At 40.9% G+C, this 17,302-nt stretch carries 11 protein-coding genes, 1 other RNA gene and 1 pseudogene; 4 read left to right on the forward strand and 9 right to left on the reverse strand.

The features are described from left to right. Window positions 1-408: 408 nt before the first annotated feature. Both ffs and RB215_RS09845 read right to left on the reverse strand, forming a co-directional pair. An RNA gene (ffs, locus tag RB215_RS09840) (signal recognition particle sRNA small type) lies at window positions 409-505 on the reverse strand. A gap of 138 nt (window positions 506-643) precedes the next feature. After that, entirely contained in the window at window positions 644-1,513 is an 870-nt protein-coding gene (locus RB215_RS09845; RefSeq protein WP_086999367.1) for a DUF3014 domain-containing protein, read from the reverse strand. A 172-nt stretch (window positions 1,514-1,685) separates the two neighbouring features. Here RB215_RS09845 and RB215_RS09850 point away from each other — a divergent pair, with 172 nt between their 5' ends. Next, window positions 1,686-2,831: a patatin-like phospholipase family protein gene (locus RB215_RS09850; RefSeq protein ID WP_011328667.1), complete on the forward strand. Its 1,146-nt coding sequence runs from the start codon at window positions 1,686-1,688 to the stop codon at window positions 2,829-2,831. 38 nt (window positions 2,832-2,869) lie between these two features. Here the strand turns inward: RB215_RS09850 and RB215_RS09855 are convergent. Then, window positions 2,870-4,842: pseudogene (locus RB215_RS09855) on the reverse strand (cation:proton antiporter). 129 nt (window positions 4,843-4,971) lie between these two features. On the opposite strand from RB215_RS09855, the gene RB215_RS09860 reads away from it, so the two are divergent. Beyond that, window positions 4,972-5,868, forward strand: coding sequence for a GGDEF domain-containing protein (locus tag RB215_RS09860; protein WP_309216297.1), 897 nt, complete (start codon window positions 4,972-4,974; stop codon window positions 5,866-5,868). Between the two features lie 88 nt (window positions 5,869-5,956). On the opposite strand, the gene RB215_RS09865 is transcribed toward RB215_RS09860, so the two are convergent. The 6 genes from RB215_RS09865 to lpxB form a co-directional block, all read right to left on the reverse strand. Continuing rightward, window positions 5,957-6,307 (reverse strand): hypothetical protein, encoded by a 351-nt coding sequence (locus tag RB215_RS09865; RefSeq protein ID WP_182677449.1) that lies wholly within the window; start codon window positions 6,305-6,307, stop codon window positions 5,957-5,959. Further along, window positions 6,307-7,614, reverse strand: coding sequence for a tRNA lysidine(34) synthetase TilS (gene tilS / locus RB215_RS09870; RefSeq protein ID WP_309216298.1), 1,308 nt, complete (start codon window positions 7,612-7,614; stop codon window positions 6,307-6,309). The genes RB215_RS09865 and tilS overlap by 1 nt, the downstream gene beginning before the upstream one ends. Before the next feature lie 404 nt (window positions 7,615-8,018). After that, entirely contained in the window at window positions 8,019-8,978 is a 960-nt protein-coding gene (accA, locus tag RB215_RS09875; protein WP_011328672.1) for an acetyl-CoA carboxylase carboxyl transferase subunit alpha, read from the reverse strand. A gap of 16 nt (window positions 8,979-8,994) precedes the next feature. Then, window positions 8,995-12,486 (reverse strand): DNA polymerase III subunit alpha, encoded by a 3,492-nt coding sequence (gene dnaE, locus RB215_RS09880; RefSeq protein WP_011328673.1) that lies wholly within the window; start codon window positions 12,484-12,486, stop codon window positions 8,995-8,997. Window positions 12,487-12,488: 2 nt separating this feature from the next. Continuing rightward, on the reverse strand, window positions 12,489-13,091 hold the full coding sequence (gene rnhB / locus RB215_RS09885; RefSeq protein WP_011328674.1) for a ribonuclease HII: 603 nt from the start codon (window positions 13,089-13,091) through the stop codon (window positions 12,489-12,491). Further along, window positions 13,081-14,238 carry a lipid-A-disaccharide synthase gene (gene lpxB, locus RB215_RS09890; RefSeq protein WP_309216300.1) on the reverse strand — a complete coding sequence of 386 codons (1,158 nt, stop codon included), beginning with the start codon at window positions 14,236-14,238 and terminating at the stop codon, window positions 13,081-13,083. The genes rnhB and lpxB overlap by 11 nt, the downstream gene beginning before the upstream one ends. 335 nt (window positions 14,239-14,573) lie before the next feature. On the opposite strand from lpxB, the gene RB215_RS09895 reads away from it, so the two are divergent. Both RB215_RS09895 and cydB read left to right on the forward strand, forming a co-directional pair. Continuing rightward, the gene (locus RB215_RS09895; RefSeq protein ID WP_309216302.1) at window positions 14,574-16,157 is read left to right on the forward strand and encodes a cytochrome ubiquinol oxidase subunit I; all 1,584 of its coding nucleotides are present in this window, start codon (window positions 14,574-14,576) and stop codon (window positions 16,155-16,157) included. Then, complete coding sequence (gene cydB, locus RB215_RS09900; protein WP_011328677.1) at window positions 16,154-17,293, forward strand: cytochrome d ubiquinol oxidase subunit II; 1,140 nt, start codon at window positions 16,154-16,156, stop codon at window positions 17,291-17,293. Before RB215_RS09895 ends, cydB begins: the two co-directional genes overlap by 4 nt. Window positions 17,294-17,302 lie beyond the last annotated feature (9 nt).

Raw genomic sequence — 17,302 nt, forward strand, 5'->3', positions numbered from 1 at the left:
AAAATGTCAAACTTACAGAATTCAAAGGCTAAACTGAACTTGGTTCATAATTAAAAAGTTGCCGCAGGTGGAGTACCAGCAAGAATTAAAGGCTCAAAACATGTAATACATAAAATACTACCTAACCCTTCAGGCTCTCTCAAAAACGTCTAAGCTTGAATAGTTTTGCTTCATCTAAAGATAGAATTTTATTAGAGGTGTAGTTTTTCCCTCATCAGGTAAAAACACTTTGGAAACTGTAGACATAAATTAAGCTTTTAATTCCATTTAAATGATCATACTTAAGACAGCTAATTTAAAAATCAGAATATGGTTAAGCAAGCTTTAATAGCTTTATTTAAAAAGGATATGTTTATGAAGTATATTAAATTAAATTTGTAACACCCAAATGAGGAATTTGGGTGGCAGTCTTACCAGCCACATCTCGGCACACACGTCACAAACTGTGGCTGCTCCCTTCCGGGCCTGACCAGGTTCGCCTGCTAGTGTTGCGAGAGGACCAATAAGACTACCATTGAGGGCCTTGGTTGGCGCGGGAGGGATTATCTCTACTTTTGCTACGTTATTCAAGGGATAATCGAAAAAGAAAGTGCGATTGCATACTTCATATACAATCGCGGCCTTTTAAACTGTTTTATGTTTACTATTTGCTCTCTAACTGCGCTTTAATATTACGCAGTGCCGCTTTTACTTTTTTCATGTTCTCTGGGCCCATACGTAAAAGCTGTTTTTGTGCAGCGGGTAATTGCTCCCACTCTGCAAATGCATATTGGTAGGTTACTGAATCGCGCAGTAATGGTAAGTTACCTTCTGGCTCTGGTGTATCGAGTAATAAGTCGATTGCATCTTCAAGCGTTTGCGTAAACTCATTATCGCCGTAACCAATTTCTGTATAGGCATTATTAATAAGCGGTTTATATTCTTCAAATAAACGCACGGCTTGGGCGGCGCTCATACTAGTAAATATTTTTACATACGGGGTGTAACGTTCATAACTATTAGGATCGATAGTTAAAATATCACCTTCTGTGACACTAAATTTTTCTTCTGGCTTTATTACTGGTGTATGTTTTGTAGCAACTTTGCCCTTTGCTAAATTATCAACAAACACGACACCACGGCGAATAACATCATCGGTAATCATTAGCTCCATTACCGAATCACTTAAGTATTCATCCATTTTTGCTACAACAACTGCATCACTTTCATCAAGTGGTGGTAATTGCACGGCTGCTGGCTCGGCATCACGCTGCGCTGGCATTTCATAATCTTGTGGTTTATCTGGCAATACTGATGGAACATCTAAAACAGGATCATTCTCTGGCTTTAACTCCATCATAGGCTGCTCTACTGGTGCTGGCTCAACCTCAGTAAGCACTTCTGCCTCGTTGCTTGGCTTAAGCAATACAAATGCAGCGGCGCATACGAGTACCACTAAAATAATAATGGCAAAAAGTAGATTGTTATTAGGTGGACGTTTTTGAACATCTGACGCTGATGGTTTATCTGACATACGAACTCCATTAAAATTAAAATGCAATATCACTTAGAGTATTCTAAATGAGTTTAATTCATAGCTTACAGTAAATAATATTAAAAGCAGCTAAGGTATCCTTTGATTCTTCTAGCTTAAAGACTTAAAGTAAATAAATAAAGTAAAGACGTAGAACAGTTTAGTCCCTTATATGAAAATCAAGCAAGTTGATCCTAACAAACCCAAAGTTGCCCTTCTATTAACAGGGGGTGGCGCACGCGCTGCTTATCAAGTAGGCGTACTTAAAGCATTAGCTCATAGCATGCCTAGAACAGCGCCTCTGCCATTTAGAGTAATAAATGGTACATCTGCTGGGGCTATAAACTCTGCGGCGCTAGCTTGCTATGCCTCCTGCGCGCACTTAGCAGTTAGAAAGCTCGAGTCTGTATGGAAGAACTTTTCTACTTCTATGGTGTATAAAAGTGATTTTTTAAGTGTATTTGGTCATATTACTCGTAATATTTTAACCAGTTTTCAGTCAGAACATATAAATCATCCGCCTGCGAGTTTATTAAACAATCGGCCACTGCGTAAATTATTAAACGAAATATTAGATTTACATCGCATTGAACGCAATTTACATCACAATTACTTAGAAGCGCTTTCGATTACCGCCTCTAGTTATACTACTGGTGATTCGGTGGCGTTTTATCAATCTAATACACGCCTACCATGGCAACGCGCTAAACGTGAGGGCCGCGCTACGCGTATTAATGTTGAGCATTTAATGGCTTCGAGCGCCATTCCTATGGTGTTTCCTAGTGTAAATATTTATAACCATTACTTTGGTGATGGCTCTATACATCAGTTATCGCCTCTAAGCCCATCAATACATTTAGGCGCTGAAAAAATATTCATTATTGGTGTTGAGCAGCCTAAAGAGTTACATCCTGTGGGTTACTCAGCTCATTACCCTGGGCTGTCTTCGGTCGCAGGGCATTTACTCGACAGCGTGTTTACCGACACTATGCAATCTGACTTAGAACGGCTAGAGCGAATTAACCGCACCTTAGGCTTGCTGCCAGCTCGCGATAAACACCAAGAACTTAAGCGCATAGAAACTTGCGTGATCAACCCATCACAAAACTTTAATGCTATTGCCGCGCAGTACTACGACGATATGCCATGGGCAATTAAAGTGTTGCTTAGGATCATAGGGGTTAAAAAACATTCGCAATCGAGTTTAACCAGCTATTTATTATTTGAAAAACGTTATACCCAACATTTAATACAAATTGGTTATGAGGATGGCATGAAAAAGCTACCTGAAATACGTAAGTTTTTAGAGCTAGATTAGGGCGCTGATGCATGCTCGCCCTGCATCATCTAAGTAACTTACTCAATACCATCAAATAAATAATGCTCTACTCGCTCTACGCGCCTTGGTTTACCTTGCAGTATTAAAATATCGTTGGCTAGTAATATAGTGTGATCTGATGGATTGTCTATTTCATTATTTTGTCTGCGCAGTGCTTTTATAGACACTTTTCGTTTTGCTAAATTAAGCCCGCAATACTTTTATTAACCGCAAAAGCTTTATCGGGTAGCGCTATTACATGCAAGTATTCAAGGCGTTCATGCGCGCCTTCGTCTACATCAAGGTACTCACCGGTAAAAAAGCGTTGCAATAATTGATAACGGTTATGCCTTTCGGTGCTAACACGGCGAATAATACGGCTCATTGGTACCCCCGACATAGACAAAACATGCGAAACCAACATTAAGCTAGCTTCAAGGGTTTCTGGCACAACTTCGGTAACCCCCAGTTCTTTTAAACGCTCCAGCTGACTGTCGTCTTTGGTTCTTATTAGTATTTTTACCTCTGGGGCAACTTGCTTGATTGCATCTATTACTATTTGCGTTTGCTCAAACTCAGTAAAGGTAATAATGACTAAACGTGCTCGCTCTACTCCCGCACATTTTAAAATATCTTTTTGTTTAACATGGCCAAATAATATAGGCTCACCAGCCGCTTTACCTTCTTGAACTAAAATTGGATTACTTTCTATTGCTATATAATCAATGGCTTCTGGTTTTAAAAAACGTGCAACCGTTTGCCCCACCCGTGAAAAGCCACAAATAATGACATGATCACTATACAGTGTGCTGCTTTTAGGTTCACTTTCCCACGCTTGGCTTGCACGATCTAGCACGCCAATACGCTTTAAAATAAAAGGTGTTTTATCAATTAAAAAGGGCGTAAGCGCCATAGAAAGCACCCCTAAAGCAATTAAAAACGATACTTGCTGATTAGTTAGTAACTGATGCTGAGCGCCTAGCGCTATAAGTACAAAACCAAACTCCCCCATTTGCCATAGCATAAATGCACATGCTAGCGCGTCTTGTTTTCGCTCGCCCATTAGCTGAGCACTTATTGCCATTACCGCTATTTTTAATACTAATAACCCAACTAATGCGCCAATAATAAGTAAGCTATTATTAAGCACATACATTACATTGAGCTGCATGCCGACAGTGACAAAAAACAACCCCATTAAAATATCTCTAAATGGCCTAATATCTGCCTCAAGCTGATGCCGATAATGGCTTTCTCCTAGCATCATGCCTGCTAAAAAAGCGCCCAGTGCCATAGATAAACCAAATGAGTAGGTGAGTAAGGCAGCAAATAAAGCCACCAGCAAAGTGGTAAGCATAAATAGCTCGTCGGTACGTACTAACGCAATTTCATTAAATACTTTAGGCAAAATCCATTTACCTATAGCCCAAAGTAGTAAACAAACAAACGCCCCTTTCGTGAGTGCTACTGCTAACGCCCAGCTAATACTTTGCGATCCGGTAGCGGCTAATAAAGGTAAAATAATCAGTAAAGGCACAACCGCAATGTCTTGCAATAAAAGCACTCCAATGGCGAGCTGCCCACGGCGTTTATTTAACTCTCCGTTTTCTTTTAATAGCTTAACAACCACAGCAGTTGAGGACAGCATCATAATAACGCCAATTGTAAAACTGGTGAGCAAACTAAAGTTTAAGCAATATAAAATCACAATAAGCACTGTACTGGTTACTACAACCTGCAATGATCCTAAGCCAAATACTATATTGCGCATTGCCATTAGGCGCGAAATAGAAAACTCGAGCCCCAAACTAAATAATAAAAATACTATACCTAGTTCAGCTACTAAATCCATTTCGTGAGTTTGCGTCATCCAGCCAACACTGTGACTACCCGCCAAAACCCCTGTTGCTAAATAAGCCAATATAGGAGGCAGCCCTACGCGCTTAAAAATCCATACAAATAAGACAGCAGCGACTAATAAAGTAAAAATTTGAGTATTAATATTTTGCAAATATTACCTCGTTACTTATAAAAACAGCCATGCTTAACTATAGCAATCACCAATTTATCGGCCAGTTTTTAAATGTGGCATAAAATTCGCTTGGTATTATAAGATCATATACTCGGGGGAAATAAATCAATGGAAAATGTGCATATATTGACACAACGTATTGCTGGACGCGGAGAGTTTTTGCCGTTTTCGGCTGAGCATTATCGTAAAAATGAACCGGCAGCAACGCAAGAGCTAGCTGCAAAATTACAAACCAGTTTAATACTCGAAGATATATTAGCTATTTATGCAAAATTTGCAAAACAACTGCTAAATTTTTCAGGTATACAGTTCAAGTCTGCGCTAGGTACAGTGCAAACGCCTGATTGCGATATTGATACGCTTTCTTATACTTTTGATTTAATTGTCGAAAATGATAATTTAGGGCAACTAATATACTTTAGTAAATACCCACTGAGTGTGGCCATAGAAAAAAAACTACAATATTTTCATAGTGCGCTGCTCTACCCTTTACGTAATGCGATAATGTATAACCGGGTATTAAAACTTGCCACAAAAGATGCATTAACTGGGCTAAGCAATAGAAGTCAATTTAATGACACCTTACTGCAAAAGCTTGAAAACTGCCGCCGCTACCAGCGCCCATTTAGTTTAATGTTGCTTGATTTAGACAGTTTTAAGCAAGTAAACGATAATTTTGGTCATAAAGTAGGTGACGATGTACTTAAAGAATTTGCCTTAGTACTTAATGGCTCTATTCGAGGCACTGACTCTGTATTTAGATTTGGTGGCGATGAATTTGCAATACTCATTGAAGATCCTGAGTTTACTACTAATAAAGTAATAGCTGAGCGCATTATGCAACGCGTTAAAAACTCAAAAATAATGGCGCAGTACTCAGTTACTACTAGTATTGGCTTTACTTTAGCGAGTAGCCAAGACACCGAAAACGATGTTTTTTCGCGAGCTGATAAGGGTTTATATAAAGCCAAAGCAGCGGGACGAAATTGCGCCAAAGCATATTAAGTACAGCGGTTAATATTGTTGTAAATAAAAAGCCTAGCTTCCCCCGCTAGGCTTTTTATTGCTGCCTAAGTAGTTTTAATAAGTCTACCTACTTAGGGAGCAACTTTGCCGATAAAAATTTATACATAACCAACGCAATGCAAAAACCAAAAAAGAAACCACTGAGTAAATTAAGTAATGCAGCAATACTAGCAAGTGGCGTAAATAACACTAACAACAGCGGTACACTCACTCCTAAAATAAAAAACAGCCCACCTTTACCTAACCAATAAGCCAGTAAAATACTAGCGCACACTATTCCACCCGCTATAGCGCAGCCTAATGTCACTACATCAAGCGTTAAAAAATAATTAGCAAGCACAGCAATAACCGCTGTAATTAGCATACCTTGTGGTGCTTTATTTACTAACGATAAGCCTACATGCGGCTCCTTACTCATTATTTACACTCCCAATAAATACCGTTTTCATCACTATGGTTAGCACTTATAAAATAGCCTACCACTTGTACTAGGTCATCATTATAAAAAATTAACGGCACATTAGCACGCAGCCAAGGAGCCACTTTTGCATCTTTAAACCAATGCTTGAGCGTATTACTTCCTGGTTTTTTTAAAGGTTTGATGCGCGCACTATTACAATTAAAACGCACGCTTACTTGCTCATCTGCAGTTGGCGCTCTGACTCCTACGCCACTGTGTTTTTTTAGTAAGCGACCATCGGCAAGCTTTAACTCACTGCGAGTAATTAGTGTGTTGTTTAATATTTGCGTACTTGGTACAACAAAATATAAATGCCCTTGATGGCGGCGTATTTGTCCACCACTAAGCTCAATAAGCATTTGTGCATCGGTTTTAGCTGCAATAGCCTGATTAATTATTTGCTCCAGCTGCTTTTGCGATGGTAATACATGAGTAAATAGCTCTAGCCATGCACGTACTACATTGGCTGTTCTAATCGGAGTAAATTTGGCAATAGCACTTATATTTAACGCCTGCTGAGAATTAACACATTGCGTTAAATCAATGTGAGTATATTCGTTGAGTAAAGCGTGTTGCTGCTGCAGTAAACTAATACTGCGAGCGGTACATTGTTCAAAACCATTAAAGCGCGCTGCTAATATTGGCACAACTTGCTGGCGCATAAAATTACGCTCAAAGCGCTCATCAGTATTAGAATCATCGGTAACATGGTTAAGTGCATATTGCGCCGCAAAGGCTTCTATATCACTGCGTTTTACCGCTAACAGCGGCCTGAAACATAATCGGCCGCTGGTTAAAGTGCGCTCGCGCTGCATTGCACCTAAACCTTTTAAACCCGAGCCACGTTTTAAGCGCAGTAAAAAGGTTTCTATTTGGTCGTTTAAATGTTGCCCAAGTAAAATAATGCTGCCATGTGGACTTAGCTCATCTAATGCTTGGTAACGAGCATCGCGCGCTTGCGCCTCTAGGCTCGTGCGTGACTGCTGCTTTATATTTACTTTAGCCGTTTGAAATGGCACATTTAGCTCATTGCACAGGGTTTGACAAAAAACCTGCCAGTCGTCGGCATACTGGCTCAAACCATGGTGTATATAAATAGCAGAAACTTGCAGTGCAGGATCCTGCACTCGTAAAGCATGCATTAAATGCAGTAACACCACAGAATCAACGCCACCAGAAAGTGCCACAGTAAACACCCTATGACCTTGCTCAATATATTGACCCAATGATTGTTTTACTTGTTGATAAATAAGCGATGTGTGCATTAATTTAACCTGAGCTCCAGATAATTTAGCCAATAATTTTAAAATACTAGGGTCTGTTGACCTTTGCGGATTAAAATTTATTCAAACTAGGGGCGATTTAATCACGGCGCGAGGTTTGTAACCTAGTGGGCTAAGTAAAAACCGAGCAACAAAGAGTCAATCGCCCCTAGGTAGAACCCTTCGGGCAGCGCATGTTTGGCATTGATCCTACGTTATCGCCTATTTATGGGGAATAACCACACCACATAGGCTCTGCCTTGCCTAAATACCAAACACACTGCTGTAAATTTAACCTTGAAAGATAAACAGACCCTAAGTTTTAGGTACTTGATTTTAGCCATTTTAAAACAAAAAAACCGCATAAGCGGCTTTTTTAAATATTTATTGCTAATTATTAAAAGAATTTAAGAGCAATAACCAAACGACATTAAGCGTTTGTAGCGCTGATCAAGCATCTCTTCAAGCGAAAGTGCTTGTAGGTCGGCTAAGTCACGCTTTAATCGCACTTTTAAATTACGTGCCATAGCATCATAATTACGGTGCGCTCCACCTAATGGCTCATCTACTAAGTTGTTAATTAGGTCTAACTCTTTAACTCGCTTAGCAGTTACACCCATAGCTTCAGCTGCAAGTGGGGCTTTATCGGCGCTTTTCCATAAAATAGACGCACACCCTTCAGGAGAAATTACTGAGTAAGTACTGTATTGCAACATGTTAACACGATCGCCAACACCAATTGCTAACGCACCACCCGATCCACCTTCACCAATAACCGTACAAATAGTTGGCACTTTTAAAGAGGCCATTACTTTAAGGTTACGGGCGATAGCTTCTGACTGGCCACGCTCTTCAGCACCCACACCAGGATAAGCTCCAGGGGTGTCGATAAAGGTCATAATTGGCATTTTAAAACGCTCAGCCATTTCCATTAAGCGCAATGCTTTACGGTATCCTTCAGGCTTTGGCATACCAAAGTTACGTTTAATTTTTTCAGCGGTACCACGGCCTTTTTGTTGGCCAATAACCATTACTGGTTCGCCATCTAAACGCGCTATACCACCTAAAATTGCCGGATCATTAGCAAAAGTACGATCACCTGCAAACTCGTCAAACTCCGTAAAAATACGCTCGATATAATCTCGAGTATAAGGACGCAACGGATGACGTGCCAGCTGTGATACTTGCCAAGCGCCAAGTTCAGAGAATATTTTCTCTTTTAATCGGTCGCTTTTCTCTTTTAGCTTGCTGACTTCCTCTTCTAATTCAAGGTCTAATTCGCCAGCGCGGCTTACATTTTGTAATTCTTCAATTTTCACTTCTAATTCTGCAATCGGAAGCTCAAAATCAAGATAATTGAGGCTCATGCTCTAAACTACCTAATTAGTTAAATTCTAGTTCTACATCTTGCGCTGCCATTAGCGATAACTTATGAATTAAGTCGTCACTTGGCGTAACACACCATTCGATCCCTAGGGTTAATTGCGCCAATGCATCTGGGCGTTGGTAATAAACCTTGATCGGACACGTTCCCATTTTATATGGTTCGAGTACTTTTTGTAATTTATCGAAGAAACCTGCCTCGACTTGCACCATGTTCAGCGTCATTTTAATCGCTTTAATACGTTTTTCACGCGCTTGAGCAATGGTGTTTATTTCTCTGGCGGTCATTGTAATACCACCAGAGAAGTTATCAAAGCTGACCTGTCCAGATATCACCAAAATATTATTAACTTGGAGCATATCTTGGTATTTTTCAAACTCATCTGAATATAAGCGTACATCAATGCGGGCGCTCTTGTCATCTAAAGTTATTAATGCCCACCTATTTCCTTTTTTATTAATAAGCACTCTGGCCGAAATTACAAGCCCTGCAGCTGTAGATACTACATCGCGATTAGTAGGCTGTAAATCGACCAATTTACCACTGGTATAATATTTTAGCTCGCGGCGATATTGATTTATTGGATGACCGGTTAAATAAAGACCAAGAGTTTCTTTTTCGCCATCGAGCCATTCGTTATCGGTGAGTCCTGTGGCTTTAATAAAGGCTTGCTCTACTTCATCGGGTTCAGTGGCTAATAAGCCAAATAAATCACTTTGCCCTAATAACTCTGCTTTATTGTGCTGATCGGCGGCGCGCATGGCACTTTTTAAGCTTGCCAATAACGTGGCGCGCCCTGATTGAGTTTTTTCAGGGCCTAGCTGATCAAGTGCCCCTGAATAAATAAGTTTTTCGGTTACACGTTTATTTAAGCGTTTTAAATCAACACGGGCACAAAAATCAAATAAATCTTTAAATGGTCCGCCCTTAGCGCGCGCTTCTAAAATAGCCTCTACAGGGGCTTCACCTACTCCTTTAATAGCACCAATACCGTAAACAATTTCGCCTTGCAGGTTTACAGTAAATTTGAACTCGCCTGCATTCACATCAGGCGGGAGCAAGGTGAGTTTCATGTTTTCACATTCATCCACCAAAATAACTATTTTGTCGGTATTATCCATATCGGCCGACATTACCGCAGCCATAAACTCTGCTGGATGATGGGTTTTCATCCACAGTGTTTGATACGACACTAATGCATACGCAGCGGAGTGCGATTTATTAAAACCATAACCTGCGAACTTTTCTACCAGATCGAAGATCTTAATTGCTAGTTCGCCGTCAATGCCGTTATTTCGCGCACCATCTTCAAATGTTGAACGCTGTTTTGCCATTTCTTCGGGCTTTTTCTTACCCATAGCACGGCGCAGCATATCGGCGCCGCCTAGTGTATAGCCTGCTAATACTTGGGCTATTTGCATTACTTGTTCTTGATACAAAATAATGCCGTAGGTTGGCTCTAAAATAGGTTTTAAGCTTTCGTGCTGATACTGCGCATCGGGGTATGAGATTTCTTCGCGGCCTAATTTTCGGTCGATAAAGTTATCTACCATGCCCGATTGCAGCGGACCGGGTCGAAACAAGGCTACTAAAGCAATCATATCTTCAAAGCTGTCGGGCTTTAAGCGCCTTACTAAGTCTTTCATGCCCCGTGATTCTAGCTGAAACACCGCAGTCGTTTCGGCGCGCAGTAGTAACTCAATACTCTTTTTATCATCCAACGGAATAGTATTAATATCTACTGGTTCTTTACCGGTGCGCGCTAAGCGCTCGTTGGTCATGTCGAGCGCCCACTGCAATATAGTCAGCGTGCGTAAGCCTAAAAAGTCAAACTTAACTAAACCGGCAGTTTCTACATCGTTTTTATCAAACTGAGTAACCGGAAACTTACCTTCGTCATCGCAATAAAGAGCAGCAAAGTCGGTAATTGTGGTGGGCGATATTACTACCCCACCCGCATGTTTACCGGCGTTACGTGTACACCCTTCGAGAATGCGACACATGTCGATTAAATCTTTTACTTCATTGTCGCCATCGTAGGCTTCTTGCAAGCGTGGCTCTATATCAAATGCCTTGGCAAGTGTCATCCCAGGATCGCCTGGGATCATTTTTGAAATACGATCAACAAAACCGTACGGGTGACCTAATACTCGGCCAACATCGCGTATTACCGCTTTTGCCGCCATGGTTCCAAAGGTAATAATTTGCGATACCGCGTTACGCCCATACAAGGCCGATACATGATCAATCACCTCATCGCGCCTATCCATACAAAAATCGACGTCGAAATCGGGCATTGAAATACGTTCTGGGTTCAAAAACCGCTCAAACAGCAAGTCAAATTCCAATGGATCAAGGTCGGTAATTTTAAGCGCGTAGGCTACCAGTGATCCTGCACCTGACCCACGCCCAGGGCCAACTGGAATATTGTTATCTTTGCTCCACTGAATAAATTCCATTACGATTAAGAAATAACCTGGGAATCCCATTTCGTTAATTACACCAAGCTCTATATCTAGGCGCTCATCGTATTCAACGCGTTTTTCTTTACGCTCTTGCTCATCAGGAAATAAAAACTGTAATCGCTCTTCAAGACCGTCTTGTGACACCTTAACTAAAAAGTCTTCAATTTTAAGTGAGCCGGTCGGATAATCTGGTAAAAAGTAAGTACCAAGTTGCACCGTTACATTACAGCGTTTGGCTATTTCTACGGTGTTTTGTAATGCCTCTGGAATGTCGCTAAATAACTCAGCCATTTGCTCTGGCGTTTTTAAGTATTGCTCTTCTGAAAATCGTTTAGGGCGGCGTTTATCATCCAGTGTATAACCATCAAAAATAGCCACGCGAATTTCGTGTGCTTCAAAGTTTTCTGGTTTTAAAAACACCACTTCGTTAGTGGCCACAACGGGTAATTGCTCTTTAGCAGCAAGCTCTACCGCCATGTGTAAATAATCTTCTTCAAGCGGTCGATTAGTTCGAACCAGTTCAAGGTAGTAGTTATCACTAAAATGCTGTTTATAAAAACTAACAACCGATTCAATAACACTCGGATTATTTTTTAATAACGCTTTACCTAAATCACCGTCTTTTGCACCAGAGAGTATTATTAACCCGGCTTTAAGTTCTATTAGCCAATCACGATCAATCACCGGGCGATGAAATACATGTCCGCGCTGATATGCTTTAGATATTAATAAAGTGAGGTTTTTATAACCTTGATTGTCTTTTGCTAAAATAGTAATGCGGCTTGGCTCGTTTTCAAACTCAGGGCTGCGTAGCCAAAAGTCAGCACCCACTATAGGTTTTATACCTGTGCTGTGGGCTGTTTCGTAAAAGCGCACTAAGCCACATAAGTTCATTTGGTCGGTAATAGCAATTGCCGGCATTTGTAGTTCTTGTGCTTTGGCTACAATTGGCTTGGTTTTGGCAAGGCCATCAACCATCGAAAAATCAGAGTGAACTCTTAAGTGAACAAAATCTGGAGCTGCCATGTTTACGCCTCACCCTTGGCTTGCGCTAATACACGTTGCACTGGTTTAAAGCTTTTACGATGCTCCTTTATTGCGCCATATTGCTCAAGTGCTGCAAAATGCGCTTTGGTTGGATAGCCTTTATGCCCTGCAAAACCATATTCTGGGTGGCGTTTATCTAGCTCTACCATTTCGTTGTCGCGCGCTACTTTAGCTAAAATAGAAGCGGCTGAAATTTCGGCTACTAAGCTGTCGCCTTTTACTATTGCTTGCGCTGGCATGGTTAACTTAGGTAGGCGGTTGCCATCTATAAATACAAATTCAGGTTGCGTGCTTAGCCCCTCTACTGCGCGAGTCATGGCAAGCATAGTGGCGTGCAGAATATTTAGTTCATCAATCTCTGTTGGGCTGCAACGACCATACGCGTAACACAATGCTTTTTCTTGAATTTCAATGGCAAGCGCTTGGCGTTTTTTATCCGTTAATTTTTTTGAATCTGCTAAACCTGCAATAGGCTTTGAGGGATCTAAAATAACGGCAGCAGTAACTACGTCGCCAACAAGGGGGCCACGCCCTACTTCGTCAACACCGGCAATAAGGGCTACATTGGGTCGTTCAATTTGCATTTATTAACTCCGCTACAGCATTGGCTGCTTGTTCGCTGGCATTTAACCTAATTTTTTTGTGGATCGCTAAAAAGCGTGCTTTTAATGCTTGGTTATCGGTATTTAGCATAGGCGTAAGTGCTTGCGTTAAATTAGCTACATTGCACTCACTTTGCAAAAACTCGGGTACGAGTTCTTCATCGGCCAATAAATTCGGCAATGAAAAATACTTTATATTAAAGGTAAATAAGGTTTTAAAAATCCAATAGCTCAGTGGTTTAATTTTATAACCCACTACCATGGGCTTTTTATACAGCATGCCCTCAAGCGTGGCAGTACCCGACGCTAATAAAATAGCATCGGCTGCTTGCATAGCTTGTTTTGATTGTCCATCCAGCAAACTAATTTTAAGCGTTGGCGCAGTAGCATTTAAAATTTCAGTAAACTGCGCTTTGCGTTTGGCGTTAACCAATGGCACCACAATTTTAAGTGCTGGGTTTTGCGCTTGTAACTGCACGGCTGTTTTAATATAGGTTTCGCTTAATAAGCCTACTTCTGAGCCGCGACTACCAGGTAGCAGGGCAAGTACTTTATCATCTGGGCTTAAACCTAGCTCTTTGCGGGCTTTGCTATCGTCGTGCTCAAGCGCTATATCGTCTGCTAATGTGTGCCCTACAAATGTACAAGGTACTTGGTGCTTGTCGTAAAATTCTTTTTCAAACGGTAATAATGCAAGCACTAAGTTAGTAGCAGCACTTATGGTATGAATGCGTTTTTCTCGCCATGCCCAAACCGAGGGGCTTACGTATTGTACTGTTTTAATTCCAGCGTCTTTAAGGGGTTTTTCTACGCGCAAGTTAAAATCGGGCGCATCTATGCCAATAAATACATCGGGTGGGTTATCAATAAAATGTTGCACCAGTTGTTTACGTATTTTAAGTAAGCGTGGTAGGCGCCCTAATACTTCAACCAACCCCATTACCGACAATTCATCCATGTCGTAAAGCGTGTTACAGCCTTGCGCCTGCATTTTAGGGCCCGCTATACCTTCAAAAATCGCATCGGGAAAATGCTTTTTAAGTGCTTTAATTAAGCCTTCACCTAAAATATCGCCCGACAGTTCACCTGCCACAATACCAATTCGTAGTTGTTTTTGCTCTTTATTCATTTGATTTTTTCACACGTAAACTAGGGCCTGTTTGCCTTTATGGGTTAACAGGCTCTGGGCGTTAATTGAACCTAGTTTACCGCGTTTTCGTATTGGATTAAATGCTTAAAACTAAGTGCTTAAATTTGCTAAAAATAGCCCAGGTACTGTATGCTTTTGATACTGATTAAGCACTAACCGCTTATATTGAGTTTTACTAATATAAATATTGACTTCAAATGGTCAAAAGTAAATACTAACGCAACTTTCAGTAATTACTGAAACCTTATAAAACCAAAGCACCCGTCAAATTATTGCTTTGTGCTGTAACTACATCACATATTTAGGAGCTAAACATGATAGATGAAACCTTTGTGGATCTATCGCGATTGCAGTTCGCTGTTACCGCCCTCTTTCACTTCTTATTTGTACCTTTAACTATAGGTATGACTTGGATCTTAGTTATTATGGAATCGGTTTATGTTATGACCGGTCGTGAAATTTATCGCGATATGACTAAGTTTTGGGGGAAATTGTTTGGTATTAACTTTGCAATTGGTGTGGCTACGGGTCTTACTATGGAGTTTGAGTTTGGTACCAACTGGTCTTATTATTCCCATTACGTAGGTGATGTTTTTGGGGCTCCATTAGCAATTGAAGGGTTAATGGCATTCTTTTTAGAATCAACTTTTGTGGGTATGTTCTTTTTAGGTTGGGACCGGCTCTCTAAACGCCAGCACTTAGGTGCTACCTTTTTAATGGCAATTGGTACTAACATGTCGGCGTTATGGATTTTAATTGCCAACGGCTGGATGCAAAACCCAGTAGGTGCCGAGTTTAATTACCAAACCATGCGCATGGAAATGACCAGCTTTGCAGAGCTGGTATTTAACCCTGTAGCACAGGTTAAATTTATTCATACTGTATCTGCAGGTTATGTTGCTGCATCTATGTTTGTGCTCGGTATTAGTGGTTATTATATTTTAAAAGGACGCGACTTAGCCTTTGCTAAACGCTCGTTTTCAGTCGCCTCTGGCTTTGGTTTAGCCTCTATTTTTTGTGTTATTTTGCTCGGCGATGAATCGGGTTATGAAGTAGGCGAAGTGCAAAAAGTAAAACTGGCCACCATTGAAGCAGAATGGCATACCGAAGAAGCCCCAGCAGCGTTTACACTTATAGGTTTCCCAGATTCAGAAAAGCAGGTAACTCACGGCGCTGTAAAAATCCCGTATGCATTAGGGCTTATTGCAACTCGCTCGCTCGATGAGCAAGTGACCGGTATTAACGATCTAGAAAAACAACACGAAGTGCGAATTCGTAACGGTATGATTGCGTACGAATACCTAGTAAAACTGCGCGCTGGTGATGACACGCCTGAAAACGTCGCTAAATTTAACACCCTAAAAGACGATTTAGGCTACGGCCTATTACTGAAGCGTTATACATCTGATGTAGTAGATGCCACAGAAGAGCAAATTCAAAAAGCAGTTAAAGACTCTTTTCCTAAAGTGGGCCCAATGTTTTGGTCTTTTCGTATTATGGTTGGCTGTGGCGTATTAATGCTGGGTGTGTTTATTCTTGCTTTTTACTATAACGCGCAGCGAGTTATTGAGCAAAAACGTTGGCTATTATGGGCTACTGTTTTAAGTATTCCACTGCCGTGGATAGCCATTGAATTTGGTTGGATTGTGGCCGAATATGGTCGCCAGCCTTGGGCTATTTCTGAAATATTACCAACCTTTTTAGCAACTTCTACGCTAACGGTAAACGATATTTTAATTAGCTTAACTGGGTTTATTGTATTTTATACCGGCTTAGCCATTGTTGAAGGTTGGTTAATGCTACGCTTTATTAAGCAAGGCCCAAGCTCACTACATACCGGTAAGTATCACTTTGAACTACCTAATAACACCACTGAAGGTAAAGGAGAGCAATCATGATTTTTGATTATGAAACATTAAAAATGCTGTGGTGGTTGATCATAGGCATACTGCTAATTGGCTTTGCAATTACCGACGGCATGGATATGGGCGTTGCTATGCTGCTGCGCCTAGTGGGTAAAACTGATTCAGAGCGCCGCACCGTTATTAATACTATTGGCCCGCATTGGGATGGCAACCAAGTATGGTTTATTACCGCCGGTGGTGCACTATTTGCCGCGTGGCCTATGGTATATGCAGCGGCTTTTTCAGGCTTTTATTTTGCTATGATGCTGGTATTGTTTGCATTATTTTTTAGACCACTTGGGTTTGATTACCGCAGTAAAGTAGATTCAAAACGCTGGCGTAATAACTGGGACTGGGGCCTATTTGCTGGCAGTGCCATTCCTGCATTAGTATTTGGTGTGGCCTTTGGTAACCTCTTTTTAGGTGTGCCTTTTAGCATTGATAATTTTTTACGAGTAAGTTACCAAGGTTCGTTTTTTGCACTACTTAACCCATTTGCACTGTTAGTAGGTGTAATTAGTATTACTATGTTAATAGCTCATGCAGGTATGTGGCTACAATTGCGTACTGCTAGCTTAGTTGCAGAGCGCTCAGGGCAATATGGTCGTTATGCACTTATTCTATTTATTGTGCTATTTGCAGCAGCTGGTTTTTGGGTTGCTAATTTAACGGGTTATCAAATTGTATCTATGCCGGATACACAAAGCCATGCCGACCCACTGGCAAAAGTAGTTACAACTGCGCAAGGTGCTTGGCTAACTAATTACAGTGAGCGCCCTTGGACTATGACCTTCCCTATTTTAGCGTTTGCAATGGCACTCAGTGCATTGTTGTTCTCTAAATTAAATAAACCCGCATTAGGGCTTGCTTCAACTAGCTTAATGTTAATAGGCATTATTATGACGGCAGGCGTATCACTGTTCCCCTTTATTATGCCATCGAGTAATAACCCAAATATTAGTTTAACTATTTGGGATGCGGTGTCGAGCCATATGACGCTTAACGTTATGTTTGTTGCCGTAGTTATTTTTGTGCCAATTATTTTATCTTACACCACCTGGTGTTACGTAAAAATGTGGCGCCGCGTTACGGTAGAAGAAATAGAAAACAACCCTCACGGTAGCTACTAAGGAGACTAA

Origin of the sequence: Pseudoalteromonas sp. HL-AS2 (genome assembly GCF_031198805.1) — a bacterium.
In the GTDB taxonomy this organism is placed as follows: domain Bacteria; phylum Pseudomonadota; class Gammaproteobacteria; order Enterobacterales; family Alteromonadaceae; genus Pseudoalteromonas; species Pseudoalteromonas nigrifaciens.